The organism is Polaromonas sp., assembly GCF_039930745.1.
GTDB lineage: Bacteria > Pseudomonadota > Gammaproteobacteria > Burkholderiales > Burkholderiaceae_C > Polaromonas.
The window spans coordinates 60,457-83,748 of the sequence record NZ_JBDTTH010000003.1 but is presented as its reverse complement, the minus strand read 5'-3'; the positions used below and the strand labels follow the sequence as shown (position 1 = coordinate 83,748).

The window sequence follows — 23,292 nt, the reverse complement described above, 5'->3', positions numbered from 1 at the left end:
TCCGGCGAAGCGAAAAACCAGGTTTTTATTCATGAATAAGAGCTTAAACATTGGTACAGGCCAGAACTTCTTCGAGCGAAGTCATGCCCAGCTTAACTTTGTGCAAGCCTGCGCCTCGCAGGCTTCTCACGCCTTCGATTTCGGCCTGCTCGGCAATTTCAAGCGCGCTGCCATCTCGCAGGATGATCCGCTGCAATTCTTCCGTGATGGGCATGACCTGATACACCCCGACCCGGCCCTTGTACCCGTTGTTGCACATCGAACAACCCACCGGACGATAAGGGGTCCAGGAGCCATCCACATCTTCTTCCTTGAACCCCGCGTCCAGCAGGGTTTCGCGGGGAATATCTGCCGGCGCCTTGCAGTTGGGGCACAAGCGCCTGGCCAGACGCTGGGCTGTGATGAGGATGACGCTTGAGGCGATATTGAAAGGCGCAATGCCCATGTTGCGCAAACGCGTCAGCGTGGCCGGCGCATCATTGGTGTGCAAGGTAGACAGTACCAAGTGGCCGGTTTGCGCCGCCTTGATGGAAATTTCGGCTGTTTCCAGGTCACGAATCTCGCCGACCATGATGATGTCCGGGTCCTGCCGCAAAAAGGCTTTCAGGGCCACGGAAAATGTCAGGCCAGCCTTGTCGTTCATGCTGACCTGATTGACACCGGGCAGGTTGATTTCGGCCGGATCTTCGGCCGTGGCGATGTTCACACCCGGCTTGTTCAGAATATTCAGGCAGGTATACAGCGACACGGTTTTACCCGAACCGGTGGGACCGGTCACAAGCACCATGCCATAGGGACGCTGCACGGCGTTGAGCAGGCGCTCCTTTTCGATAGGCTCGTAACCCAGCGCATCGATACCCAGCTTGGCGCTACTGGGGTCCAGAATACGAATCACGATTTTCTCGCCGAACATCGTGGGCAAGGTGCTCACCCGGAAATCGATCACCCGGTCGGGACCGATCTTCAGCTTCATTTTCCCGTCCTGCGGCACCCGTTTCTCGGAAATGTCCATCTTCGAGATGACCTTGATGCGGGACGCCAGCTTCTCCTTGATGGCAACAGGCGGGGATGCAATCTCGCGCAACTCGCCGTCGATACGGAAACGCACCCGGTAGGTATGCTCGTAGGGTTCGAAATGCAGGTCCGAAGCCCGCATACTGAACGCGTCCAGCAGCATCTTGTGCAAAAACTTGACGACCGGCGCATCTTCGACCTCAGCACCACTGGTGTCATTGCTGTCCACACTGGCTGCCTCGGCTGTGGACTCGTCGAACTCAAAGTCATCACCAATGATGCTGTCCATGGCCTCGGACGCCGTGGTGGCAGATGCCTCCACCATCTTGGACAGCTTGTCATATTCGGCGATAACCCAGTCCACGCCCATTTGGGTGGAAAACTTGATTTTTTCCGCGGCTTCCTGATCCGACGGGTCGGCGGTAGCCACAATCAGGCGATTACTGCGCTTGCTGAGAACAACAATACGGTAGGACTGGCAGATCTTGGCATCCAGCAGGCCTTTCGGCAGGCGCTGGGTGTCTATCGCGTCCAAGTCGAGCAGCGGAGCTGCAAAAGCCGTCGACATGGTGTGCGCGAGATCCGATGGGGAAACCGCACCTGAGCCTGTCAATTCAGCGATAAAACTGGTGCGGCCGCTTTGGGCCTTGCGAAAGATATCTTCCGCAGCTTTCTGCCCAAGCTTGCCTGCGATCACCAAAGCCCGGCCCAAGCCCGGCAAGGCCAAGGCGGCGGGTGCGTTGGTTACGGTATCGACGGCAGCCATGGTTTCGCGACTCAACCTTGAAATGACAAAATTGACATCATCGCTGATAGCTCTGGTGGTGTAAATCGAAAAGCGGTCTACACCTGCTCTGGTGTTGGAACCAAGGCAAATTGCCCGAAGAAGGTGAGCAGGAAATTAAGGGAAAAGGCCGCAGATGGTCGGGGTGAGAGGATTCGAACCTCCGGCCTCTACGTCCCGAACGTAGCGCTCTACCAGGCTAAGCTACACCCCGAAAATGCCGCTCAGTCGTCAGGAACGACGCTGCAGCAGTTGCGTTGCCAATTCTAGCAAGGCCTCGCTGTAGGTGTTGCGCCCGAGCCGCGACAAAGCCTGGGCCGCCCGCTGACCTTCCGCCGCCGCCGCATCCCGGGTGGCTTGCAAAGCCCCCGTTTGTCTGACGATCGCCACGATCTCGACCAAGCGCTCTGTTCCGCCGGTTTCTATGGCCTGGCGAATGATGTCCCTTTCAGCGGTGTCGCCCCTTTGCATGGCGATGATCAGCGGCAAAGTGGCTTTGCCTTCGCGCAGGTCATCTCCCAGGTTTTTTCCCATTTCCGCAGCATCACCGTCGTAATCCAGAACGTCGTCAATGACCTGAAAAGCCGTCCCCAGTGATTGCCCATACGCTGCACAAGCCTGTTCGATTTCAGGAGGCGCCTTGGCCAGCAAGGCTGCCAGGCGGGCACTCGCCTCAAAAAGCTTGGCGGTCTTGGACCTGATCACCCGCAAATAACCCTCTTCCGACAGGCTGGCGTCGTGCATGTTCATCAGCTGCAGGACTTCGCCTTCAGCGATGATATTCGTCGCCTCGGCCAGGGTTTGCATGATGCGCATGTCCCCCGCATCGACCATCATCTGGAAAGCCCGCGAATACAGGAAATCCCCCACCAGAACACTGGCCGGATTACCAAAATTGGCATTCGCGGTAGCCCGACCCCGGCGCAAGGTGGATTCGTCCACCACATCATCATGCAGCAAGGTGGCCGTATGTATGAATTCCACCACAGCTGCCAGGTTAAAGCGCTGATCGCCACGATAGCCAAGGGCTCCGCACATCAGCAAAAGCAAGGCGGGCCGCAGGCGTTTTCCGCCAGCAGCAACGATGTACTGGGATACCTGGCTGACCAGCAACACTTCAGAGTTCAGGCGGCGCGCTATGACCGCGTCCATGGCCTTCATATCGTCGGCAATCAGGGCCAGCGCGGCGGCCGTACTAGAAGAATTTACTGTCAAAACGGTCCAGACAAGAGGTTTTGAGGATTATAGGAAGCCAGCACACCCTCCCCTGGCCTCCAAACGCCGCGGGTTCGAGTTGAGAGGTTTCGGGCCCACCGTGCTAGAATAGAGGGCTCTGTGGAAATCCGTCCGCAGAACTCACATACGAGGTCTCACATGTACGCGGTCATAAAAACCGGTGGCAAACAATACAAAGTTGCCACTGGCGAAAAAATTAAAGTAGAACAGATTGCTGCGGACGTAGGCCAAGAGATCGTTATTGACCAGGTATTGGCTGTCGGAACCGGCAGCACGATCACGGTTGGTACGCCCTTGGTGTCCGGCGCTACTGTCACGGTTACAGTTCTTTCCCAAGGCAGGCACGACAAAGTGCGCATTTTCAAAATGCGCCGTCGCAAGCACTACCAAAAACGCCAAGGTCACCGGCAAAACTTCACTGAACTGCAAATCGGCGCCATCGTCGGTTAAGCAGCGAAGTACCAGGACTCACCAAGGAGTATTGAAAAATGGCACAGAAAAAAGGCGGCGGCTCTACGCGAAATGGGCGCGATTCGCAGCCCAAGATGTTGGGTGTCAAGAAGTTCGGTGGCGAGGTGATCAACGCAGGCAGCATCATTGTTCGCCAGCGCGGCACCAAGTTCCACCCGGGCGTCAATGTGGGCATCGGCAAGGACCACACCCTGTTCGCATTGGTGGACGGCTCGGTATCCTTTGCTGTCAAGGGCTCGCTGAACAAGCACACCGTCAACGTGACACCAGCGTAAGCTGATCACTTCGATGGCATCGAAGCCCCGCTTGGTCGGGGCTTTGTTGTTTTGGCCCCGGAAATTTGTAAACTACCTTCAGGATTCAGGCCTCTCCCGGCTATCGGATTCCCTCCAATATCATGAAATTTGTTGACGAAGCCTATATTGACATCGCCGCAGGCGATGGCGGGAGTGGCTGTGTCTCCTTCCGTCATGAAAAATACAAGGAATTCGGCGGCCCGAACGGCGGCGATGGCGGACGTGGCGGACATGTCTATGCCCTGGCGGATGTGAACCTGAATACGCTGGTCGATTTCCGCTTTTCACGCCGCCATGAAGCCCGCAACGGTGAACACGGCATGGGCTCGGACATGTTTGGCGCCAAAGGCGACGACATCATCCTCAAGATGCCGGTGGGCACCATCCTGACCGATGCCGAAACCGGCGAAGTCCTTTATGAACTGCTGGTCCCCGGCGAGGAAGTGCTGATCGCCAAAGGCGGCGACGGCGGCTTCGGCAACCTGCGCTTCAAGAGTTCGACCAACCGCGCGCCACGTAGCAAGACGCCGGGCTGGCCCGGTGAACACAAAAGCCTGAAGCTGGAACTGAAGGTACTGGCCGATGTCGGCCTGTTGGGCATGCCGAATGCCGGCAAGTCCACCTTCATCTCTGCCGTCTCCAATGCGCGGCCACGTATCGCCGACTACCCTTTCACCACGCTGCACCCCAATCTGGGCGTTGTACGTGTCGGACCGGAGCAGAGTTTCGTCGTCGCGGATTTGCCCGGACTGATTGAAGGTGCATCCGAGGGTGCGGGCCTGGGCCACCTGTTCCTGCGCCACCTGCAGCGCACCCGCCTGCTCCTGCACATTGTGGACATGGCTCCTTTTGACGACAGTGTGGATCCCGTGGCGCAAGCCAAGGCCATTGTGGGTGAACTCAAGAAATACGACGAGGCGCTTTACAACAAGCCGCGCTGGCTGGTGCTGAACAAGCTCGACATGGTGGATGCGGACAAACGTGCCGCACTCATCAAGGACTTCGTCAAACGCTTCAAATTCAAGGGCCCGGTATTTGAGATTTCGGCCCTCACGCGTGAAGGCTGCGAGCAACTGGTCAAGACGATTTACCAGCATGTAAAGTCGGTGCAGAAAAGCGAGCAGGAGCCGGAAGAAATCGATCCGCGTTTTGCAGACCTGCCAACCGAGCCGCCGTCGGCCGCCGGCTGAGAGCACTGCCGCACAGTCCGTCCGCTATATTAATGATAGCAACCTACGTCCATCTGTTATGGGCTGTGGCCCAAAAATCACCTGAACATGCAAGAAAATCCAGGTTCCCAGGTTCTTCTCAATGCCAGGCGCATCGTGGTCAAGGTGGGCTCCAGCCTGGTCACGAACGAGGGGCGGGGGCTGGATGCGCAAGCCATCGGACAGTGGTGCCAGCAGCTCGCTGTTCTGGTCAAGGGCGGACGCGAAGTCATCATGGTCAGCAGCGGTGCCATTGCCGAGGGAATGAAGCGGCTGGGCTGGGTAACACGGCCCAAAGCCATCCATGAGTTGCAGGCCGCAGCTGCCGTCGGCCAGATGGGCCTGGTGCAGGTGTACGAAAGTCAGTTGCGCGAAAACGGTGTCGGCAGTGCCCAGGTGTTGCTGACACATGCCGATCTCGCCGATCGTGAACGTTATCTCAACGCGCGTTCTACCCTGCTGAGCCTGCTCCAGTTCGGTGTGGTGCCGGTGATCAATGAAAACGACACCGTGGTAAATGACGAGATCAAGTTCGGCGACAACGATACGCTGGGTGCGCTGGTCGCCAACCTGGTGGACGCAGACGCGCTGGTCATTCTGACGGACCAGAAAGGCCTGTACACCGCCGATCCGCGCAAGGATCCTGCTGCGCGTTTTGTCCACGAGGCCAAGGCGGGCGACCCTGCGCTGGAAGCCATGGCGGGCGGCGCAGGTTCGAGCATCGGCAAGGGCGGCATGATCACGAAAATCCTGGCGGCCAAACGCGCCGCAGGCTCTGGCGCATCCACCGTGATTGCCTGGGGCCGCGAGCCGAACGCCCTGGTCCGCCTGTCGCAGGGCGAGGCCATCGGCACCTTGCTGGTGGCCCAGACAGCCAAAACCCAGGCCCGCAAACAGTGGATTGCCGACCACCTGCAGTTGCGCGGCGCGGTCAGCGTGGATGTCGGGGCTGCCGCCAAGGTACGCGACGAAGGGAAAAGCCTGCTGCCCATCGGCATGACCGGCGTGCAGGGCGAGTTCTCCCGCGGTGACGTGATCGCCATACGCGATGCCGAAGGCAGGGAAGTCGCCCGCGGGCTGGCCAACTATTCAAGCGCCGAAGCCCGGCTGATTTGCCGCAAACCCTCCGCCGAATTCGAAAAGCTGCTGGGCTATACCGGTGAGGCGGAAATGATCCACCGGACCAACCTGGTGCTTACGGGCTGACACCCTGATTTTTGAGCTGGCGGACAATTTCGCCGACCGAGGAAGCCGGGGCTGAATTGTTGCAGGCACCGGCCCGGGCCAATTGCAAGGCGTGCCTGGACGGCATATTCCCAAACATGGAGCGCCACTCCGCTTTTTCCACATTGGTCCAGTTGCCATCAGGCATGTAGCGCGCGTAGGTCTTGAACTCGCCACTCGAGCAGCGCAGGCCCTCGTACAACACATTACGCGCACCGGTACTGCTGCTGGCCACCAGCACATAACGAACGATGCCGTCCTCCCCAATACTCAAACTTGCGGGATCGACCCCATACACCAGCGTGGAACCGGACGACACGTCAAAGCGCAGCAATTTCGCAGCATTGAAAGCTGGAGGCGGAGGTACCTTGCCCTCTTTCCAGTCGGAGTCGTCGACGATATTCTGCGCTGCGGCGGTCAAAGATAGCCCCAGCAAACAGACCAGGGCCAGAAATCTAAATGTCATGCTTGTCATTCCTGGAGGCAGCCACCAAGCCGGTTTGGGGATCGGGTTCAAATGTTGCCCCGGGGGGCAACTCGAAGGACGCACCGACACTCCGAGGCCCAGGGGCGCCCTGTTCCCCCGGCCCGGCATCTGCCGGATCGCGGTGGCGCATGCCGCCACGCAAATAGCGGTTGCGATGGTCCGGACGCGGCTCGGAGCGATTGTCAAAACGCGGCACAAAACGTGAGAGCTCGGTCAGTGCCATTTCATAAACGCCTCGCTTGAACTCCACGACCACATCGAGCGGCACCCAGTAGTCGTTCCAGCGCCAGGCATCAAACTCCGGGTGGTCGGTCGCGCGCAGGTTCAGGTCCCAGTCGTGGCCGACCAGCTGAAGCAGGAACCAGATCTGTTTCTGGCCTTTGTAATGTCCGCGCGCATCGCGGCGGATAAACCGGTCAGGCACCTCATAGCGCAACCAGTCCCGGGTTCGGGCAAGCACCTGCACGTGTTGCGGTAACAGCCCCACTTCTTCATGCAGTTCGCGGAACATGGCCTGCTCGGGATTCTCGCCCCGGTCAATGCCACCCTGCGGAAACTGCCACGAGTGGGTACGGATACGCTTGCCCCAAAATACCTGACTTCTCTGGTTGAGCAAGATGATGCCGACGTTGGGCCGAAAGCCGTCCCGGTCAAGCATAATCAAACCTCAAATTTTTTAAACTGAGTCCATTATGCACAGCAGAATGCTCAGAGCCAAGCGCACCCCGGGGCGGCCGTCCCAAAAACCTCACGAAGCCCAGAAAAACCATCCATGAAAGCCTCCCAGTTCTTCATTTCCACGCTCAAGGAAGCGCCTGCCGATGCCGAAGTCGTCAGCCACCAGCTGATGACGCGAGCGGGCATGATCAAGAAACTGGGGGCGGGCATTTACACCTACATGCCCATGGGACTGCGCGTGATTCGAAAGGTGGAGGCCATTGTTCGGGAAGAAATGAACCGTGCCGGCTCCGTTGAACTCACGATGCCGGTGATACAGCCCGCAGAGTTGTGGCAAGAAACCGGGCGTTTCACGACCAACGGCCCCGAACTCTTGCGCATCAAAGACCGGCACGACCGAGACTTTGTGGTCCAGCCCACTAGCGAAGAAGTGATCACGGACATTGCACGCCAGGAAATCAAAAGCTACAAGCAACTGCCCAAAAACCTGTACCAGATCCAGACAAAATTTCGCGACGAGCGCCGTCCCCGCTTCGGCCTGATGCGCGGGCGCGAGTTCACGATGAAGGACGCCTACAGTTTTGACCGCGACCTGGACGCTGCCAAAAAAAGCTATGACGTGATGAGCAGTGCGTACCGTCGAATTTTTGACCGCTTCGGCCTGCGTTATCGCGCAGTTGCTGCCGACAGCGGCGCCATTGGTGGTGACCTGAGTGAGGAATTTCAGGTGATTGCCGACACCGGCGAAGATGCCATCGTGTACTGCCCTGACAGCAGTTATGCCGCCAATATGGAAAAGGCCGAAGCCCTGGCTCCGACAGCCCCCCGCGCTGCGTCCAGCCAGGCCTTGGCCAAAGTGGCCACGCCGGGCAAGAGCACTTGCGAAGACGTAGCGGAATTGTTGGGTGTGGCGCTGCAAACCACGGTCAAGTCCCTGGTGCTGGCCACCGATGCCAAGGACGACAAAGGCAACACCGTCAAGACCCAAGTTTGGCTGCTGTTGCTGCGCGGCGATCATGAGATGAATGAAGTCAAGGCAAGAAAAGTGCCGGGCCTGGAAGAGTTCCGTTTTGCTACCCTGCCCGAGATTGAAGAGCATTTCGGATGCAAGCCGGGTTACCTGGGGCCCATCGGTTTACGAAAACCGGTGCAACTGGTTGTAGACCGCGAAGTGACCGTCATGGCCGACTGGATTTGCGGTGCCAACGCTGAAGGCTTCCACCTCACCGGCGTCAACTGGGGCCGCGACCTGTCCGAGCCCACGCTGGTCGCGGATCTGCGCAATGTAAAAACGGGTGACCTGTCGCCGGATGGCAAAGGCGTACTGGCGATCGAGCGCGGCATTGAGGTGGGCCACGTGTTTGTGTTGGGCACCAAATACAGCAAGGCCATGAACGCAACCTTTCTCGACGAAAACGGCAAACCCCAGTTCATGGAAATGGGCTGTTACGGCATAGGTATCACGCGCCTGCCGGCCGCGGCCATCGAGCAGAATCATGACGAGCGCGGCATCATCTGGCCCGACGCAATTGCACCTTTTACTGTGGTGCTGTGTCCGATCAGCCCGGACCGTTTCCCGGAGGTCAAGGCAGCGGCCGACAAGCTTCACGCCGAGCTTCTTGCGGCCGGCGTGGATGTGATCCTGGATGATCGGGGGGAGCGGCCCGGTGCGATGTTTGCCGACTGGGAGCTCATTGGTGTTCCGCACCGCGTGACCATCGGTGACCGCGACCTGAAGGACGGGCAACTGGAATACCAGCACCGCCGTGACGCAGCTTCCAGCAAAATCAGTGTGGCCGACGCCTTCACCTTTCTCAAGGGAAAGCTGGCGTTCTGAGCCGCATGACATCTCTTGCCCCGCCCCTGCACCAGCCGGCATCCGATGCCGTGCCAACCACCGGAACGGCAGAAGTATCGAGGAGAAAGTGCCTCCAGTCCTTATCTGTCCTTGGTAGTTCGCTATTGTTTTCGGAGCATGCGAGCGCCGGTGCGCAGATTGAGGAACCCCTGATCGACTCGGTGCGCACCGCCCTGAGTTCAGCCATCGCCAACCATGCGCCGCCAGTGCCCGAATTTCGCGACACCGAAAGCCGCCTGGCTTACTTGCGCTGGCTGGGCGCGATGAGCGAGCGCCTCAAGAAGAAAAAACCGGAGTGGCAGATCCGCAAGGAATTTTTGCAAACCGTCTGGTACGAGAGCAGGCGCGCCGGGCTCGACGTGGCCCTGGTGCTGGGCCTGATTCAGGTGGAGAGCAACTTTCGCAAGTTTGCGGTCAGCCGGGTCGGCGCGCGTGGGTATATGCAGGTCATGCCTTTCTGGACGCGTGTGATCGGCGACGGCGATGCCGGCAAGCTGTTTCACATGCAGACCAATCTGCGCTTTGGCTGCGTGATCCTGCGGCACTACCTGGACCGTGAAAAGGGCGACCTGTTCATGGGCTTGGGCCGCTACAACGGCTCGCGCGGCAAAGCGCCCTACCCGGACGCGGTGCTGGGCGCCAGGAAGCAGTGGGAGTTGAGCCCATAGTTCCTTGGTCACAGGTGGATTCAGGCGGGGCCGCCCAGCAAAAAATTGTTCCCTGACGCATGTGGCAAAGCCGGGCCGCCCGAGCTCTCTTCCTTGAGCCGAACACCCGACAACTGCCGCCGCTGCATTTCAGACAGCAGGTAATGCGCCTTGAGCGCGGCTTCTTCATAGGGCAATCCCGCCAGCCGGATATTCGAGATGCAGTTACGGCTGTCGTCCCGCAGGCCCACACGCGGCATCCAGGTCAGGTACAGGCCCATGCTGTCCGGCGAACTCAGGCCCGGGCGCTCGCCGATCAAAAGCAGCACCAGCCGCGCACCGAGCAGCTCGGCCACCTCGTCACCGATGGCCACCCGCCCTTGCCGCACGATGGCCAGCGGCGCCTGCGACCATTTTTCTGCCGCGATAAGGCGGTCGAGGGCACGCAAAAATGGCACCGCATGCTGCGCAATGGCCTGGGCTGACAGACCGTCGGCCAGCACCACCGACATGTCGTAGTGGCGCGCGGCCGATTGCGTCCTGTCCGCAAGACGGGCACGTGAAGCCTCGTCAAGCCGACGCCCCAGGTCGGGGTTTTGCAGATAGCCGAGACGATCACCCGCGGCACTGTCCAGCACCAGGCAATCCCGGGAGCGTGCCAGCGCTGCACTCTCCAGGTCTTGCACCAGCCGCGGCACGTCAAGCGCCAGATGCACCGCGTCACGCGCCTGCGCATGGGCCAACTGGAACGCCAGTTGTGGCTGCGTTGGCTGGCTGACGCCCGTACGGCCCAATGCAATACGTGCCGCGGTGAACTCGCGCAGCTGCTGCCAGGGATTGGTGACAACGATTGTTTTGGGAACACGCATGTGTTTCTTCCGTTCTGCACCGGCTCAGCCCAGCCGGCGCAAGGCTTCATGAAAGACGGGTGGCAGGCTGTCCGTCAAACGGAAGTCGCCGCCCGACGCCCCTGCGCTGGCGATCTGCATCCTCTCCAGCCATGCCTCGAACTCCGGTGCGGGCCGCAGGCCCAGTACACGCCGCACATACAGGGCGTCGTGAAAAGAAGTGCTCTGGTAGTTGAGCATGATGTCGTCCGAACCCGGAACGCCCATCACAAAAGTACAGCCTGCCACCCCCAGCAGGGTCAGCAGCACATCCATGTCGTTCTGGTCGGCCTCGGCGTGGTTGGTGTAGCAGACATCGCAGCCCATGGGCAGGCCCAGCAGCTTGCCGCAGAAGTGGTCTTCCAGCCCGGCGCGGATGATCTGTTTGCCGTCGAACAGGTATTCGGGCCCGATAAAGCCGACCACCGTGTTGACCAGCAAGGGCTTGAACCGGCGCGCCACGGCATAGGCCCGCACTTCGCAGGTCTGCTGGTCCAACCCGTGGTGGGCATTCGCCGACAGGGCGCTGCCCTGCCCGGTTTCAAAATACATCACGTTGTTGCCGACGCTGCCGCGCCCCAGCGACAAGGCTGCGCTTTGGGCTTCGGCCAGTAGTTGCAGATTGATACCGAAGCTGCGGTTGGCCGCCTCGGTGCCGGCAATTGACTGGAACACCAGGTCTACCGGCGCGCCACGGCCTATCGCTTCCAGGGTATTGGTCACGTGGGTCAGCACGCAGGACTGCGTGGGTATGGCGTAACGCTGGATGATCTCGTCCATCAGCGTGAGCAGATGCACCACCTGCGGCACATGATCGCTTGCGGGATTGATGCCGATCACCGCGTCACCACTCCCATACAGCAGGCCATCGAGCAGGCTGGCGGCAATGCCGGCAGCGTCGTCCACCGGATGATTCGGCTGGAGACGCGTTGACAGGCGCCCTGCCAGGCCGATGGTGCTGCGGAACGCCGTGACAACCCGGCATTTCTGCGCCGCCAGGATCAGATCCTGGTTGCGCATGATCTTGGACACGGCGGCCGCCATTTCCGGCGTGATGCCCGGCGCGACCGCCGCCAGCATTGCGCTGTCCACCGCGTCGCTGAGCAACCAGTTGCGGAAATCTCCCACGGTCAGATGGCGGATGGGCGCAAATGCGGCGGCATCATGCCCGTCGATGATCAGGCGCGTGATTTCGTCGTCTTCATACGGTATGACGACCTCATCCAGAAACCGGCCCAGCGGCAACTCGGCCAGTGCCATCTGCGCCACGGCCCGCTCTTCATCGGTGCCAGCGGCCACCCCGGCCAGCTTGTCGCCCGAGCGCAGCGGCGTCGCCTTCGCCAGCAGGTCTTTCAGGTCGCGGAAGTGATAGGTGGTGGTACCGGCGGTGTGGCTCAGTGCATGGGCTGGCATGGCATTTCCCTCAAAACCCCGTTGCAAGGCAGTGCGCCGCCTTATCTTGGGGCCATTTAGCCCTGGGGGCAAGTCGTTGCGGCCAAATCCGCCTGCCACCTCATTTTATAAGCAAAAAATGAGTCCAGCCCTTATAGGCTGGGCGCGAGCAGCTATTAATACAGGAGCAATCAACTGGAATGGAACGGGGGAAGAAGGCATCAACCCACGTCGTGGGTGGCTCCTGAAAAAGCACGTTCGCCAGCAAACCACGCCAACACTGGCAGTGTCCCGGGTAGCACCGGCTTGACCTCGACCGGCAGGCGTTGCCAGGCGAACTGCTGGCCTTCATGCATGTGCATTTCGCCTGTCCAGTCAAACACCTTGCAGAAATGGAGCCTGACCAGCGCATGCGGGTAGTCCACCAGTTCCACCTTCCAGGGCTGGACAGAACCGATTGTGATGCCGATTTCTTCCTGCAATTCGCGGCGCAGGGCCTGCTCCACGGTTTCGCCCGGCTCCAGCTTGCCGCCGGGGAACTCCCAGTAGTGTTCATAAACCTTGCCCGGTGGGCGGGAGGTGAGGAGGAAGTCGCCATCCGGCCGGACCAGCACGCCGACGGCCACATCGACCACCTTGCGGTCAGCACCGCCCTCGCGCGGGCGCTCGCCGTCGGCAACCAGCACGCTCATGTCGAATGATCAGGGGCCTGGTCGCCCTGGTCAGACGACGCAGCAGCAGCGCCGGGCCGCTCATAGGCCGCGATGGCAGGTGCCGCCACGGGCCGGCTGGCGCTGTCACGGCCGGCGTAATCGCGGGCGAACTGGTAGGCCACACGGCCGCTGCGCGAGCCGCGCTCCAGTGCCCAGACCAGCGACGCTGGCTTGGCGAGCGCAATCGCGTCCGGGCCCACGCCGAACGACGACAGCCATTGCGCGACGATGGTCAGGTATTCATCCTGGCTGAACGGGTAAAAGCTGACCCACAGGCCGAAGCGTTCGGACAGGGAATTTTTTTCTTCCACCACCTCGCCCGGGTGCACCTCGCCGTCTTCGCTGCGGCTGTAGGTGAGGTTTTCCGTCATGTACTCGGGCAACAGGTGGCGCCGGTTGCTGGTCGCGTAGATCAGCACATTAGGCGTGGCCGCAGCGATGGACCCGTCGAGGATGGATTTGAGTGCCTTGTAGCCGGCCTCGCCTTCCTCAAAACTCAGGTCGTCGCAAAAGACAATGAATTTTTCAGGCAGTCCGGACACCACATCCACGATGTCCGGCAGGTCGGTCAGGTCGGCTTTGTCGACTTCAATCAGCCGCAGGCCACGCGCCGAATATTCATTGAGGCAAGCCTTGATCAGCGAGGACTTGCCGGTGCCGCGCGCGCCGGTCAACAGCACGTTGTTGGCGGGCTTGCCGAGCACAAACTGCTCGGTGTTGCGCCTGATCTTTTCCTTCTGGTCCTCAATTTCCTTGAGGTCGCCGAGGCTCATGTGGCCGATGTGGCGCACTGGCTCCAGCGAACCGTGGCCGGAGCTGCGCTTGCGATAGCGATAGGCGATGGAGGCGCTCCAGTCCGGCGCGCTCAGGGGCTGCGGTAGCACGGATTCAATCCGCGCCATCAGGGACTCGACGCGGGCGATCAGGCGCTCAAACTGCTCGTTCATGTGCCAGCCTGATTAACTGCGGTAGTCCGCGTTGATCTTGACGTAATCGTAGGAGAGGTCGCAGGTCCAGACTGTATCGACTGCATCGCCTCGGCCCAGCATCACACGTACGGTGATTTCGCTTTGTTTCATGACTCGCTGGCCGTCGGCTTCGACATAGTCAGGATGGCGGCCGCCTTTTTTAGCCACCAGCACATCGTCCAGGTACAAGTCGATTTTTGTCTGATCGAGATCAGTGATGCCGGCATAACCGACGGCGGCCAGAATGCGGCCGAGATTGGGGTCGCTGGCGAAAAAAGCTGTTTTGACCAGAGGCGAATGCGCGATGGCGTAGGCAACCTGGCGGCACTCGGCGCCGGTCTTCCCGCCTTCCACCTGCACGGTGATGAACTTGGTCGCGCCTTCGCCGTCGCGCACGATGGCTTGCGCCAGTTTTTTGGCGATGTCGAGCATGGCGGCGCGCAACGTCGCACCCTCGGCACTGTCCAGCGAAGTGATTTCCGGATGCTTCGCCTGGTTGCTCGCGATCACCACAAAAGAGTCATTGGTCGAAGTGTCGCCATCGACCGTCACGCGGTTGAAGGAGCCTTCCGCCAGTTCAGTAGCGAGTTGCGCCATCAAGCCCCGCGACACGCGGGCATCGGTTGCCATGAAACCCAGCATGGTGGCCATGTTGGGCCGGATCATGCCGGCGCCCTTGCTGATGCCGGTGATGGTGACCGGCACGCCGCTCAGCGTGATGCGGCTGGAAAACGCCTTGGCCACGGTGTCGGTGGTCATGATGGCCTCTGCAGCCTTGCCCCAGTTGTCCGCCTTGGCATCGGCCAGCGCGGCCGGCAGGCCGGCGGCGATGCGTTCATGCGGCAAGGGCTCCATGATCACGCCGGTGGAAAACGGCAATATCTGCTCCGGAGCCACCGCGAGTTCGCGCGCCAGCGCCACGCAGCTGGCCTGCGCCCGGCTCAGGCCGTCGGCACCGGTGCCGGCGTTGGCATTGCCGGTGTTGATCAGCATGGCGCGGATGCCGGGACCCTGCTTGCCGGTTTTGGCAAGGTGTTCGCGGCAGATCTGCACCGGAGCTGCGCAGAAACGGTTTTGCGTGAACACGGCACCCACCGAGGCGCCCTCATCCAGCAGCAGCACCGAGAGGTCCTTGCGGCCGGTCTTGCGTATGCCCGCCTCGGCAATGCCCCAGCGCACGCCCGGCACGGGATAAAGCTGGTCGGCGGGGGTGGCAAGCAGGTTCACGGGCATGTTCTTGACTCTAAAGAAAACGGTGGACTAAGCAAATAAAAAGCACCCCCTCGGGGGGCAGTGAGTTACACGAAGTGAACGAACGTGGGGGCATTAATTCAGTTTGCCGTGACAGAGCTTGTATTTTTTACCGGAGCCGCAGGGGCAGGGGTCGTTGCGGCCCACGCGTGGCACAGCGCCGTCCGGCAAAGCTTTCTTGTAACGCTGCGACTCCTCGTCCACCGTTGTTTCCACCTCGCCGGTTTCAGTCGGCGCCGAGTAGGTGACGTTGGAAATTCTCTCCGCCCGATCTTCCATCTCCTCGGCGGCCTGCCCGAGCTGCTCGCCCGACTGAACCTGGACCGTCATGAGGATTTTGGTGACCTCGTTTTTCACGCTGTCCAGCAACTGGCCGAACAACTCGAAGGCCTCGCGCTTGTACTCCTGCTTGGGCTGCTTCTGGGCGTAGCCGCGCAGGTGAATGCCCTGGCGCAAGTAGTCGAGCGCACTCAGGTGCTCACGCCAGTGCGAGTCAATGCTTTGCAGCAGAACAATGCGCTCGAATTGCGTGAAGTTTTCCTCGCCGATTTTTTCAACCTTGGCGGCAAATGCCGCGTTGGCGGCTGTAATCACTTTTTCCAGCAGGTCTTCGTCGGTGATGGCGGTCGCCGCTTCCACATCGCCCTGCAGCGACACCTCCATCTGCCACTCGTCGCGCAGCACTTTTTCAAGTCCGGGAATGTCCCACTGCTCTTCCACGCTTTCCACCGGGATGTACTGCCGCACCAGATCCGTGAAGCAGCCCTCACGCAGCGAAGCGATCTGCCCTTCAAGGTTGGCCGCATCCATGATGTCGTTGCGCTGCTGGTAAATCACCTTGCGCTGGTCATTGGCCACGTCATCGTATTCAAGCAACTGCTTGCGGATGTCGAAGTTGCGTGCTTCCACCTTGCGCTGGGCGGACTCGATGCTGCGCGTCACAATGCCGGCCTCGATGGCCTCGCCGTCCGGCATCTTGAGCCGCTCCATGATGGCGCGAACCCGGTCGCCAGCAAAAATGCGCATCAGCGTGTCGTCCAGACTCAGGTAGAAACGCGAGGAGCCGGGGTCGCCCTGGCGACCGGAACGGCCGCGCAGCTGATTGTCAATCCGGCGTGATTCATGCCGTTCCGTAGCGATGATGCGCAGACCACCCAGCGACTTCACCGTCTCGTGGTCTTGCGCCCACCGCACACGCAGACGGGCAATCTCTGCTTCCCTGGCGCCGCCATCCAGCGACTCGTCAGCCTCAACCACTTCGACCAGTTTCTCCACATTTCCGCCGAGCACGATGTCAGTGCCGCGACCAGCCATGTTGGTGGCAATCGTGATCATGCCGGAGCGGCCCGCCTGGGCCACGATGTCGGCTTCACGCGCATGCTGCTTGGCATTGAGCACCTGGTGCGGCAGCTTTTCCTTGTCCAGCAACTGGTCGATGATTTCCGAATTTTCAATCGAGGTGGTGCCAACCAGCACCGGCTGACCGCGCTCATGGCATTCGCGGATGTCCTTGATCGCCGCTTCATATTTCTCGCGCGTGGTCTTGTACACGCGGTCCAGCTGGTCCTCACGCCGGCTTGGACGGTTCGGCGGGATCACCGTGGTCTCGAGACCGTAGATTTCCTGGAACTCGTAAGCCTCGGTATCGGCGGTGCCGGTCATGCCCGCCAGCTTGCCGTAGAGGCGGAAGTAGTTCTGGAAGGTGATGGAGGCGAGCGTCTGGTTTTCGGGCTGGATCGCCACACCTTCCTTGGCCTCAACGGCCTGGTGCAAGCCCTCGCTCCAGCGCCGGCCCGACATCAGGCGCCCGGTGAACTCGTCCACGATGACGATTTCACCATCCTGCACCACGTAATGCTGGTCGCGGTGGTACAGGTGGTTGGCACGCAAGGCGGCGTACAGATGATGCATCAGCGAAATGTTCGCCGGGTCATACAGTGTGGCCCCCTCGGGAATCAGGCCCAGGCTGAAGAGAATGCGTTCGGCGTTTTCATGGCCCTGTTCTGTCAGGAACACCTGGTGGGTTTTTTCATCCAGCGTGAAGTCACCGGGCTTGATGATGCCTTCGCCGGTGCGCGGGTCGGCTTCGCCTTCCTGGCGCGTCAGCAGCGGAACCACCTTGTTGATGGCCAAATACATCTCGGTGTGGTCTTCGGCCTGACCGCTGATGATCAGCGGCGTGCGGGCTTCGTCGATCAGGATGGAGTCCACCTCATCGACGATGGCGTAGTTCAGGCCGCGCTGCACGCGGTCGGCCACTTCGTAGACCATGTTGTCGCGCAAATAGTCAAAGCCGAATTCATTGTTGGTGCCGTAGGTGATGTCGGCGCGGTAGGCGTCCTGTTTCTCGGGGCGCTGCATGTTGGGCAGGTTGATGCCGACGGTCAGGCCCAGGAAGTTGTAGAGCTTGCCCATCCACAGCGCATCGCGGTTGGCCAGGTAATCATTGACCGTGACCACATGCACGCCTTTGCCGGTCAGTGCGTTGAGATAGACCGGCAGCGTTGCAGTCAGCGTCTTGCCTTCACCAGTCCCCATCTCGGAAATCTTGCCGTTGTGCAAAGCCATGCCGCCCAGCATCTGGACGTCGAAGTGGCGCATCTTCATGACACGCTTGCTGCCTTCCCTAACCACCGCAAAGGCTTCCGGCAGAATAGCGTCCAGTGTCTCCCCACCGGCGATGCGGTCTATGAACTCGCGGGTTTTGGCGCGCAGCTGCTCGTCGTCCAGCTTTTCGAACTCTGCTTCCAGGGCATTGATGCGTTCTATGCTTTTGCGGTAGGTTTTGAGCAGCCTGTCGTTTCGACTGCCGAAGATTTTGGTCAGGATGTTGGAAGCCATAAATGCGAGGCCGCGCTGACAGCTCCCATGAGCGGGCAGTGCGGCCGAAATCCTTATTGAGTATCGACTTAGTTGTGGGCGCTGCCAGCCGGTTTCAACTGGGCGCAAACCGCAGATTTTACCTCTGACCTGCCGCTACTTCGGCCGGGGAGGTTGGGCAGGCTGCATCGCCGGCAACGGAACAGCGGCGACGGCCATGGGAGCAGGCAATTTTTGCCCGGCCGTGAGGAATTTCTGGGGATCCTGGAACACGCCCTGTACCAGCACCTCAAAATGCAGGTGAGGCCCGGTAGAACGCCCGGTTGTGCCCACCTCGGCGATTTTCTGGCCGCGTTTGACCAGGTCGCCCTTCTTGACCAGCACTTTCGAGGCGTGTGCGTAGCGCGATACGAGGTTGTTGCCATGATCCACCTCGACCATGTTGCCGTAAGCAGCGTGGTATTCCTGAGTGACCACCACGCCACCCGCAGCGGACAGGATGGCAGTGCCGGGTTCCGCCGGAAAATCCAGCCCCGTGTGCAGTGCGGACCGCCCGTTCAGCGGGTCAATCCGCCAACCAAAGGAAGACCCCAGAATACCGGCCGCGACCGGCTGCTGGGTCGGCACCATCATCTTTTTGACTTTCTGGTCGAAAAGCCGGGACTCCATCACCGTCATCAAGTCCACACGCTGGTCGGTCAGTTTGTCGAGGTCAGCCAAGGTCGCCTGCAACTCCTCCATGCTCAGCGAGCGCCCCGCCACCAAAGCGCCGCCGCGTCCGGGCAGGGTTTTGATGTCATTGGGATTGACGCCTGCCAGGCCCGACACCCGCTCACCGAGCGACTCAAGCTGCATCATCTTGGCCTGCATTTCGCCCAGTCGCTTGGCCATGGCATCGAGGTTCTCCCGCATGAATCGGTCGCGCTGCTCAAACTCGTCCTTGACCATCAGCTTCACCAGTGCACCGATCACCGGCCATCCCTCGCGTGCGCCCTTGAGGAAAACCCAGTGGTACATGCCTGCAGCCACCAGCATCAACGTCAGTGCCATGACAAAGCCCGCCACCACCAGTTTGGTCCCGCTCAGATAGATCGCACGGCTTTGCGCAAGCCACGCATCCGTGATAATCAAATGCACGTATTCTTCTCCTTGGAACTTGTCCACACCCCGCCGAGCCCGACCATCTTGAACCCCAGCCCACGCCTGCGCCAGGCCGTCACTTTCAGCCAGGCCGTCGAGAACTCGCCGTCGCTCGCACGGCTGGCCGGGCTTGTGCAGGAATCCAGCGACAGGCTCAAGGCCATCGAGTCCCTGATTCCCGAAGCTTTACGACCCGCCATTCAGGCCGGGCCGATTGAAGACGGTACTTGGTGCTTGCTGGTGAGCAGCAACGCCGCTGCAGCCAAAGTGCGCCAGTTATTGCCTCTGCTCCAGTCGCGCCTCGCCGACAAAGGTTGGAAGGTTACATCAATTCGGCTGAAGATACTAATCACCCGAAAGTAGTAGCCAGGCTGAAGCTCGCAGCCGGCAAGGCCTGTCTAGCCTGATCAGCCTGCTATCGAACTGATAGCCGGTTACAGCCGGGCGATCAACGGCCCCGGTGGGGCAGGGTCTGGAATGAATGGTGCCGCTTGTCGGATTCGAACTGACGACCTACCGCTTACAAGGCGGTTGCTCTACCAACTGAGCTAAAGCGGCACGAATACTATTTTACTTGACGCGCTTGAGCGAAGGACGTTTGCCTTGCTGCGGCTTGGGTGGTTCGGGCGGCTCCGGATCATCGTCGCGCGCCGAAGAAGTATTGTTGGGCGGGACCAATTGTACGACCTTTGCCTCAGAGGCCAGCCCGGTCGCCAGCTCAATCGCCGGTGCCACAATTTCTTCACCGTCTGTCGGGGTCGGCTGAAAAGACGCCGAAGGAGAAACCGCCAATGGAAAAGCCATGCCTTGGCCGTTTTCGCGGGCGTAAATCGCAATCACACGGCCAATCGGCACCATGATCTCGCGGGCGCTTCCTGCAAAACGCGCCTTGAACTCAATGAAATCGTTGCCCAGTTTGAGGGAGCTGGTCGCATCAAAGCTGATGTTGAGCACAATCTCGTTGTTCTTCACGTATTCACGCGGCACCTGCACGGTCTCGTCCACAGCCACCGCCACATAAGGTGTCAAGCCGTTGTCCGTGCACCAGTCATACAGAGCACGGATCAGGTAGGGACGGGTCGATGTGGAATCGAGCGCGTTCATGAAATCAGCCACATTGCACTCGAATCTGCGCGGCATGTCCCTTCAAGCAGGGGCCGCGGAACCGGCTTTGCCGGTCCGCAGGCGCAGCGGCCCCGCTTCTGCGTGCAAGGGGCAGCGCACCGCCGAAGGTACACGCAGCGGCAAGCGTGGGGGCCATTATTTTCTCATGACCTTCTCGGACGGCGTCAGCGCCTCGATGTAGGCCGGGCGCGAGAAGATGCGTTCGGCGTACTTGAGCAGCGGCGCGGCATTCTTCGACAGGTCGATGTCGTAATAGTCCAAGCGCCAGAGCAGCGGAGCAATCGCCACGTCCAGCATGGAGAAATTGTCGCCCAGCATGAACTTGTTTTTCAGAAACACCGGGGCCAGCTGCGTCAGACGGTCGCGGATGTGCGAGCGGGCTTTTTCCAGCGCCTTTTCATTGCCCTTGGAAGCGCGTGCCTCCAGCGTATTCACATGGACGAACAGCTCCTTCTCGAAGTTGAGCAGGAACAGGCGAACGCGCGCGCGGTCCACAGGGTCGCCGGGCATCAATTGCGGATGCGGGAAACGCTCGTCAATGTATTCATTGATGATGTTCGACTCGTAAAGAATCAGGTCACGTTCCACCAGAATCGGCACCTGGCCGTAGGGGTTCATGACATTGATGTCTTCGGGCTTGTTGTACAAGTCCACGTCGCGGATTTCGAAGTCCATGCCTTTTTCAAACAGGACAAAACGGCAGCGATGCGAAAACGGGCAGGTCGTGCCTGAATAAAGGACCATCATGTCTCGGGACTCCTAAATGCAAAGGAGTGGAACCGTTGAAGGTACCACTCCAGAAGGTGCCGGGGAGCGGGTCCCCGGCGAAAAATTACTTGACGTCTTTCCAGAATGCGGCGTTCAGGCGCCAGGCGACAAAGGTCAATATCAGCAGAAACAGCAGCACCCAGACACCCACCCGGACGCGGGTATTTTGTGCAGGTTCAGCCATCCATTGCAGGTAACCGACGAGGTCGCCCATCGCCTGGTCATACTGCAAGGGCGACATCGTTCCTGGCGTGACTTGCTCCCAGCCCTTGAAGACCGAGACCTTGTGGCCGTGTTCTTCCTTTGTGTCGAACAGGGGCTTGCGCTCGCCGGACAATTCCCACAACACATGCGGCATGGCCACACTGGGAAAAGTGAGGTTGTTCCAACCGGTCGCCGTGGTGTCGTCGCGGTAGAAAGTACGCATGTAGGTGTACAGGTAGTCGGCGCCCGTGCCGCCGTGGCCGGCGCGCGAGCGGGCGACCACGGTCAGGTCAGGCGGATTGGCGCCAAACCAGTCCTTGGCCTGCTTCGGGTCGATCGACGCCTTCATGGTTTCGCCCACCTTGTCGGTCGCAAACAGCAGGTTGTCCTTGATCTGCTGCTCGGTCAGGCCGATGTCTTTCAGGCGGTTGTAACGCATGAACGCGGCCGAGTGGCAGTTCAGGCAATAGTTGACGAACAGCTTGGCGCCGTTTTGCAGGGCGCCCAGGTCGTTGGTCATGTTGGGTGCTTTGTCCCAGGCAATGCCTGTGGTCGCAGCGTGCGCGCCCATACCGGCCAGCGCCAGCACGATGGCAAAACCCAAAGCCAGTTGTTTCAGTGTCTTCATCATGTCAGGAATCTCCGGCTCAGTGGGCAGCAAAAGTCACGCGGTCGGGCACCGGTTTGAAGGTTCCCAGACGGCTCCACCAGGGCATCAGCAGGAAGAAGCCGAAGTAAAACAGGGTTCCCAGCTGCGACACACGCTCGTTGATCAGCGAGGGCGGGTTGATGCCCAGGTAGCCGAGCACGAGGAAGTTGACGACAAAAATGCCATACAGCCAGGAATGCCAGCCCGGACGATAGCGAATCGACTTGGCTGCACTGTTGTCCAGCCATGGCAGGAAAAACAGGATGATGACAGCGCCGCCCATGACAACCACACCCCAGAACTTGGCGTCGATCATCAGCATCGCGGCAATCAGCACCACGGCAGCGCCGACGATCACGGCCTTGAAAAGGCCAGCAATCCGGGCCTTGAGCACGCCCAACACCGCACCCGCCAGCACGCAGGCAATCAGCGCATACATCATCTCGCTGGTGATGGCACGCAGCATGGAGTAGTAAGGTGTGAAGTACCAGACCGGGGCAATATGCGCCGGGGTCTTCAACGAATCCGCGGGAATGAAGTTGTTGTACTCGAGGAAATAACCACCTGCCTCGGGTGCAAAGAAAATGATGGCCGAGAAGATCATCAGGAACACGCTCACGGCAAAGATGTCGTGCACCGTGTAGTAAGGATGGAAAGGAATGCCATCCAGCGGCAGGCCAGCCGAATCTTTCTTCGCCTTGATTTCCACGCCGTCGGGGTTGTTCGAACCCACTTCATGCAGCGCGATCAGGTGCGCGACCACCAGGCCCAGCAGCACCAGTGGCACGGCGATCACGTGGAATGCGAAGAAGCGGTTCAGCGTTGCATCCCCCACCACATAGTCGCCGCGGATCAGCAGGGCCAGGTCGGGGCCGATGAAGGGAATGGCTGCAAACAGGTTGACGATCACCTGGGCACCCCAGTAGCTCATCTGGCCCCAGGGCAGCAGATAACCCATGAAGGCCTCGGCCATCAGGGCCAGGAAAATCGCGCATCCGAAAATCCAGATCAACTCGCGTGGCTTGCGGTAGCTGCCGTAAATCAGGCCGCGGAACATGTGCAGGTAGACCACCACAAAAAAGGCCGAAGCGCCGGTGGAGTGCATGTAGCGGATCAGCCAGCCCCAAGGCACATCGCGCATGATGTATTCGACCGAGCCGAAGGCCAGCGCGGCATCCGGCTTGTAATGCATGGTCAGAAAAATGCCGGTGACGATCTGGATGACCAGTACCAGCAAGGCCAGCGAGCCGAAGACGTACCAAAAGTTGAAGTTCTTCGGCGCGTAGTACTCGCTCATGTGCTCTTTGTAGAGCTTGCTGGCGGGAAAGCGGTTGTCAACCCAGTTCATCAACTTGGCAGCGGCCGGCGCATCGGGGGAAATTTCTTTGAATTCAGCCATAAGGGATCCTATTTGCTATTCGATGGGGGACTTGGGGGCGCCACGCGGCGCGGTCCGTCTGTCCAGCAAAGCT

Annotated in this window: 22 protein-coding genes and 2 tRNA genes; 7 read left to right on the top strand and 17 right to left on the bottom strand. The window is 60.1% G+C overall.

Annotation, left to right across the window (positions count from 1 at the left end; all coding sequences use genetic code 11):
- Positions 1-43 precede the first annotated feature (43 nt).
- The 3 genes from pilB to ABI660_RS02190 form a co-directional block, all read right to left on the bottom strand.
- Positions 44-1,780, bottom strand: coding sequence for a type IV-A pilus assembly ATPase PilB (gene pilB / locus ABI660_RS02200; RefSeq protein WP_348064490.1), 1,737 nt, complete (start codon positions 1,778-1,780; stop codon positions 44-46).
- Positions 1,781-1,935: 155 nt separating this feature from the next.
- A tRNA-Pro gene (locus ABI660_RS02195) sits at positions 1,936-2,012 on the bottom strand.
- 17 nt (positions 2,013-2,029) lie between these two features.
- Positions 2,030-3,013, bottom strand: coding sequence for a polyprenyl synthetase family protein (locus tag ABI660_RS02190; RefSeq protein WP_348064488.1), 984 nt, complete (start codon positions 3,011-3,013; stop codon positions 2,030-2,032).
- A gap of 159 nt (positions 3,014-3,172) precedes the next feature.
- Here ABI660_RS02190 and rplU point away from each other — a divergent pair, with 159 nt between their 5' ends.
- From rplU to proB, 4 genes are all read left to right on the top strand, one after another.
- Entirely contained in the window at positions 3,173-3,484 is a 312-nt protein-coding gene (rplU, locus tag ABI660_RS02185) for a 50S ribosomal protein L21 (protein ID WP_077593996.1), read from the top strand.
- Positions 3,485-3,522: 38 nt separating this feature from the next.
- Complete coding sequence (rpmA, locus tag ABI660_RS02180; protein WP_348064486.1) at positions 3,523-3,780, top strand: 50S ribosomal protein L27; 258 nt, start codon at positions 3,523-3,525, stop codon at positions 3,778-3,780.
- Positions 3,781-3,902: 122 nt separating this feature from the next.
- The gene (gene cgtA / locus ABI660_RS02175) at positions 3,903-4,991 is read left to right on the top strand and encodes an Obg family GTPase CgtA (protein ID WP_348064484.1); all 1,089 of its coding nucleotides are present in this window, start codon (positions 3,903-3,905) and stop codon (positions 4,989-4,991) included.
- 87 nt (positions 4,992-5,078) lie between these two features.
- Positions 5,079-6,215: a glutamate 5-kinase gene (gene proB, locus ABI660_RS02170; protein ID WP_348064482.1), complete on the top strand. Its 1,137-nt coding sequence runs from the start codon at positions 5,079-5,081 to the stop codon at positions 6,213-6,215.
- Here the strand turns inward: proB and ABI660_RS02165 are convergent.
- Together ABI660_RS02165 and ABI660_RS02160 are read right to left on the bottom strand one after the other, a co-directional pair.
- Positions 6,205-6,699 (bottom strand): CNP1-like family protein, encoded by a 495-nt coding sequence (locus ABI660_RS02165; RefSeq protein ID WP_348064480.1) that lies wholly within the window; start codon positions 6,697-6,699, stop codon positions 6,205-6,207. The genes proB and ABI660_RS02165 overlap by 11 nt on opposite strands.
- The gene (locus tag ABI660_RS02160) at positions 6,689-7,378 is read right to left on the bottom strand and encodes an RNA pyrophosphohydrolase (protein WP_348064600.1); all 690 of its coding nucleotides are present in this window, start codon (positions 7,376-7,378) and stop codon (positions 6,689-6,691) included. The genes ABI660_RS02165 and ABI660_RS02160 overlap by 11 nt, the downstream gene beginning before the upstream one ends.
- A gap of 114 nt (positions 7,379-7,492) precedes the next feature.
- Here ABI660_RS02160 and ABI660_RS02155 point away from each other — a divergent pair, with 114 nt between their 5' ends.
- On the top strand, positions 7,493-9,235 hold the full coding sequence (locus tag ABI660_RS02155) for a proline--tRNA ligase (RefSeq protein WP_348064479.1): 1,743 nt from the start codon (positions 7,493-7,495) through the stop codon (positions 9,233-9,235).
- 5 nt (positions 9,236-9,240) lie between these two features.
- Positions 9,241-9,924: a lytic transglycosylase domain-containing protein gene (locus tag ABI660_RS02150; RefSeq protein WP_348064477.1), complete on the top strand. Its 684-nt coding sequence runs from the start codon at positions 9,241-9,243 to the stop codon at positions 9,922-9,924.
- A 20-nt stretch (positions 9,925-9,944) separates the two neighbouring features.
- Here ABI660_RS02150 and eutC read toward each other — a convergent pair whose 3' ends face one another.
- From eutC to ABI660_RS02115, 7 genes are all read right to left on the bottom strand, one after another.
- Complete coding sequence (gene eutC / locus ABI660_RS02145) at positions 9,945-10,772, bottom strand: ethanolamine ammonia-lyase subunit EutC (RefSeq protein ID WP_348064475.1); 828 nt, start codon at positions 10,770-10,772, stop codon at positions 9,945-9,947.
- Between the two features lie 24 nt (positions 10,773-10,796).
- Positions 10,797-12,203, bottom strand: coding sequence for an ethanolamine ammonia-lyase subunit EutB (locus ABI660_RS02140; protein WP_348064473.1), 1,407 nt, complete (start codon positions 12,201-12,203; stop codon positions 10,797-10,799).
- Between the two features lie 200 nt (positions 12,204-12,403).
- Complete coding sequence (locus tag ABI660_RS02135; protein WP_348064471.1) at positions 12,404-12,874, bottom strand: NUDIX domain-containing protein; 471 nt, start codon at positions 12,872-12,874, stop codon at positions 12,404-12,406.
- Positions 12,871-13,842: an ATP-binding protein gene (locus ABI660_RS02130; protein WP_348064469.1), complete on the bottom strand. Its 972-nt coding sequence runs from the start codon at positions 13,840-13,842 to the stop codon at positions 12,871-12,873. The genes ABI660_RS02135 and ABI660_RS02130 overlap by 4 nt, the downstream gene beginning before the upstream one ends.
- A gap of 12 nt (positions 13,843-13,854) precedes the next feature.
- Positions 13,855-15,096 carry a bifunctional glutamate N-acetyltransferase/amino-acid acetyltransferase ArgJ gene (gene argJ, locus ABI660_RS02125; protein ID WP_348064466.1) on the bottom strand — a complete coding sequence of 414 codons (1,242 nt, stop codon included), beginning with the start codon at positions 15,094-15,096 and terminating at the stop codon, positions 13,855-13,857.
- 93 nt (positions 15,097-15,189) lie between these two features.
- On the bottom strand, positions 15,190-17,955 hold the full coding sequence (gene secA / locus ABI660_RS02120; protein ID WP_348064464.1) for a preprotein translocase subunit SecA: 2,766 nt from the start codon (positions 17,953-17,955) through the stop codon (positions 15,190-15,192).
- A gap of 135 nt (positions 17,956-18,090) precedes the next feature.
- Positions 18,091-19,071 carry a M23 family metallopeptidase gene (locus ABI660_RS02115; RefSeq protein ID WP_348064462.1) on the bottom strand — a complete coding sequence of 327 codons (981 nt, stop codon included), beginning with the start codon at positions 19,069-19,071 and terminating at the stop codon, positions 18,091-18,093.
- Here ABI660_RS02115 and ABI660_RS02110 point away from each other — a divergent pair.
- Complete coding sequence (locus tag ABI660_RS02110) at positions 19,066-19,437, top strand: hypothetical protein (protein WP_348064460.1); 372 nt, start codon at positions 19,066-19,068, stop codon at positions 19,435-19,437. The two genes, ABI660_RS02115 and ABI660_RS02110, sit on opposite strands and share 6 nt — an antisense overlap.
- A 119-nt stretch (positions 19,438-19,556) precedes the next feature.
- On the opposite strand, the gene ABI660_RS02105 is transcribed toward ABI660_RS02110, so the two are convergent.
- The 5 genes from ABI660_RS02105 to ABI660_RS02085 all read right to left on the bottom strand — a co-directional run bounded on the left by ABI660_RS02105 (position 19,557) and on the right by ABI660_RS02085 (position 23,219).
- Positions 19,557-19,632 (bottom strand) — tRNA-Thr (locus ABI660_RS02105).
- Positions 19,633-19,644: 12 nt separating this feature from the next.
- Entirely contained in the window at positions 19,645-20,178 is a 534-nt protein-coding gene (locus ABI660_RS02100; RefSeq protein ID WP_348064598.1) for a ClpXP protease specificity-enhancing factor, read from the bottom strand.
- 156 nt (positions 20,179-20,334) lie between these two features.
- Positions 20,335-20,946, bottom strand: coding sequence for a glutathione S-transferase N-terminal domain-containing protein (locus tag ABI660_RS02095; RefSeq protein ID WP_077594012.1), 612 nt, complete (start codon positions 20,944-20,946; stop codon positions 20,335-20,337).
- 85 nt (positions 20,947-21,031) lie between these two features.
- Complete coding sequence (locus ABI660_RS02090; protein WP_348064596.1) at positions 21,032-21,742, bottom strand: cytochrome c1; 711 nt, start codon at positions 21,740-21,742, stop codon at positions 21,032-21,034.
- 76 nt (positions 21,743-21,818) lie between these two features.
- Complete coding sequence (locus ABI660_RS02085) at positions 21,819-23,219, bottom strand: cytochrome bc complex cytochrome b subunit (protein ID WP_348064458.1); 1,401 nt, start codon at positions 23,217-23,219, stop codon at positions 21,819-21,821.
- Positions 23,220-23,292 lie beyond the last annotated feature (73 nt).

Bases quoted from the DNA above. Each gene is read 5' to 3' on its own strand.
- pilB (WP_348064490.1), bottom strand. From the start codon at position 1,780: ATGGCTGCCGTCGATACCGTAACCAACGCACCCGCCGCCTTGGCCTTG.
- rplU (WP_077593996.1), top strand. From the start codon at position 3,173: ATGTACGCGGTCATAAAAACCGGTGGCAAACAATACAAAGTTGCCACT.
- rpmA (WP_348064486.1), top strand. From the start codon at position 3,523: ATGGCACAGAAAAAAGGCGGCGGCTCTACGCGAAATGGGCGCGATTCG.
- cgtA (WP_348064484.1), top strand. From the start codon at position 3,903: ATGAAATTTGTTGACGAAGCCTATATTGACATCGCCGCAGGCGATGGC.
- proB (WP_348064482.1), top strand. From the start codon at position 5,079: ATGCAAGAAAATCCAGGTTCCCAGGTTCTTCTCAATGCCAGGCGCATC.
- ABI660_RS02165 (WP_348064480.1), bottom strand. From the start codon at position 6,699: ATGACATTTAGATTTCTGGCCCTGGTCTGTTTGCTGGGGCTATCTTTG.
- ABI660_RS02160 (WP_348064600.1), bottom strand. From the start codon at position 7,378: ATGCTTGACCGGGACGGCTTTCGGCCCAACGTCGGCATCATCTTGCTC.
- ABI660_RS02155 (WP_348064479.1), top strand. From the start codon at position 7,493: ATGAAAGCCTCCCAGTTCTTCATTTCCACGCTCAAGGAAGCGCCTGCC.
- ABI660_RS02150 (WP_348064477.1), top strand. From the start codon at position 9,241: ATGACATCTCTTGCCCCGCCCCTGCACCAGCCGGCATCCGATGCCGTG.
- eutC (WP_348064475.1), bottom strand. From the start codon at position 10,772: ATGCGTGTTCCCAAAACAATCGTTGTCACCAATCCCTGGCAGCAGCTG.
- ABI660_RS02140 (WP_348064473.1), bottom strand. From the start codon at position 12,203: ATGCCAGCCCATGCACTGAGCCACACCGCCGGTACCACCACCTATCAC.
- ABI660_RS02135 (WP_348064471.1), bottom strand. From the start codon at position 12,874: ATGAGCGTGCTGGTTGCCGACGGCGAGCGCCCGCGCGAGGGCGGTGCT.
- ABI660_RS02130 (WP_348064469.1), bottom strand. From the start codon at position 13,842: ATGAACGAGCAGTTTGAGCGCCTGATCGCCCGCGTCGAGTCCCTGATG.
- argJ (WP_348064466.1), bottom strand. From the start codon at position 15,096: ATGCCCGTGAACCTGCTTGCCACCCCCGCCGACCAGCTTTATCCCGTG.
- secA (WP_348064464.1), bottom strand. From the start codon at position 17,955: ATGGCTTCCAACATCCTGACCAAAATCTTCGGCAGTCGAAACGACAGG.
- ABI660_RS02110 (WP_348064460.1), top strand. From the start codon at position 19,066: ATGCACGTATTCTTCTCCTTGGAACTTGTCCACACCCCGCCGAGCCCG.
- ABI660_RS02100 (WP_348064598.1), bottom strand. From the start codon at position 20,178: ATGAACGCGCTCGATTCCACATCGACCCGTCCCTACCTGATCCGTGCT.
- ABI660_RS02095 (WP_077594012.1), bottom strand. From the start codon at position 20,946: ATGATGGTCCTTTATTCAGGCACGACCTGCCCGTTTTCGCATCGCTGC.
- ABI660_RS02090 (WP_348064596.1), bottom strand. From the start codon at position 21,742: ATGGGCGCGCACGCTGCGACCACAGGCATTGCCTGGGACAAAGCACCC.
- ABI660_RS02085 (WP_348064458.1), bottom strand. From the start codon at position 23,219: ATGGCTGAATTCAAAGAAATTTCCCCCGATGCGCCGGCCGCTGCCAAG.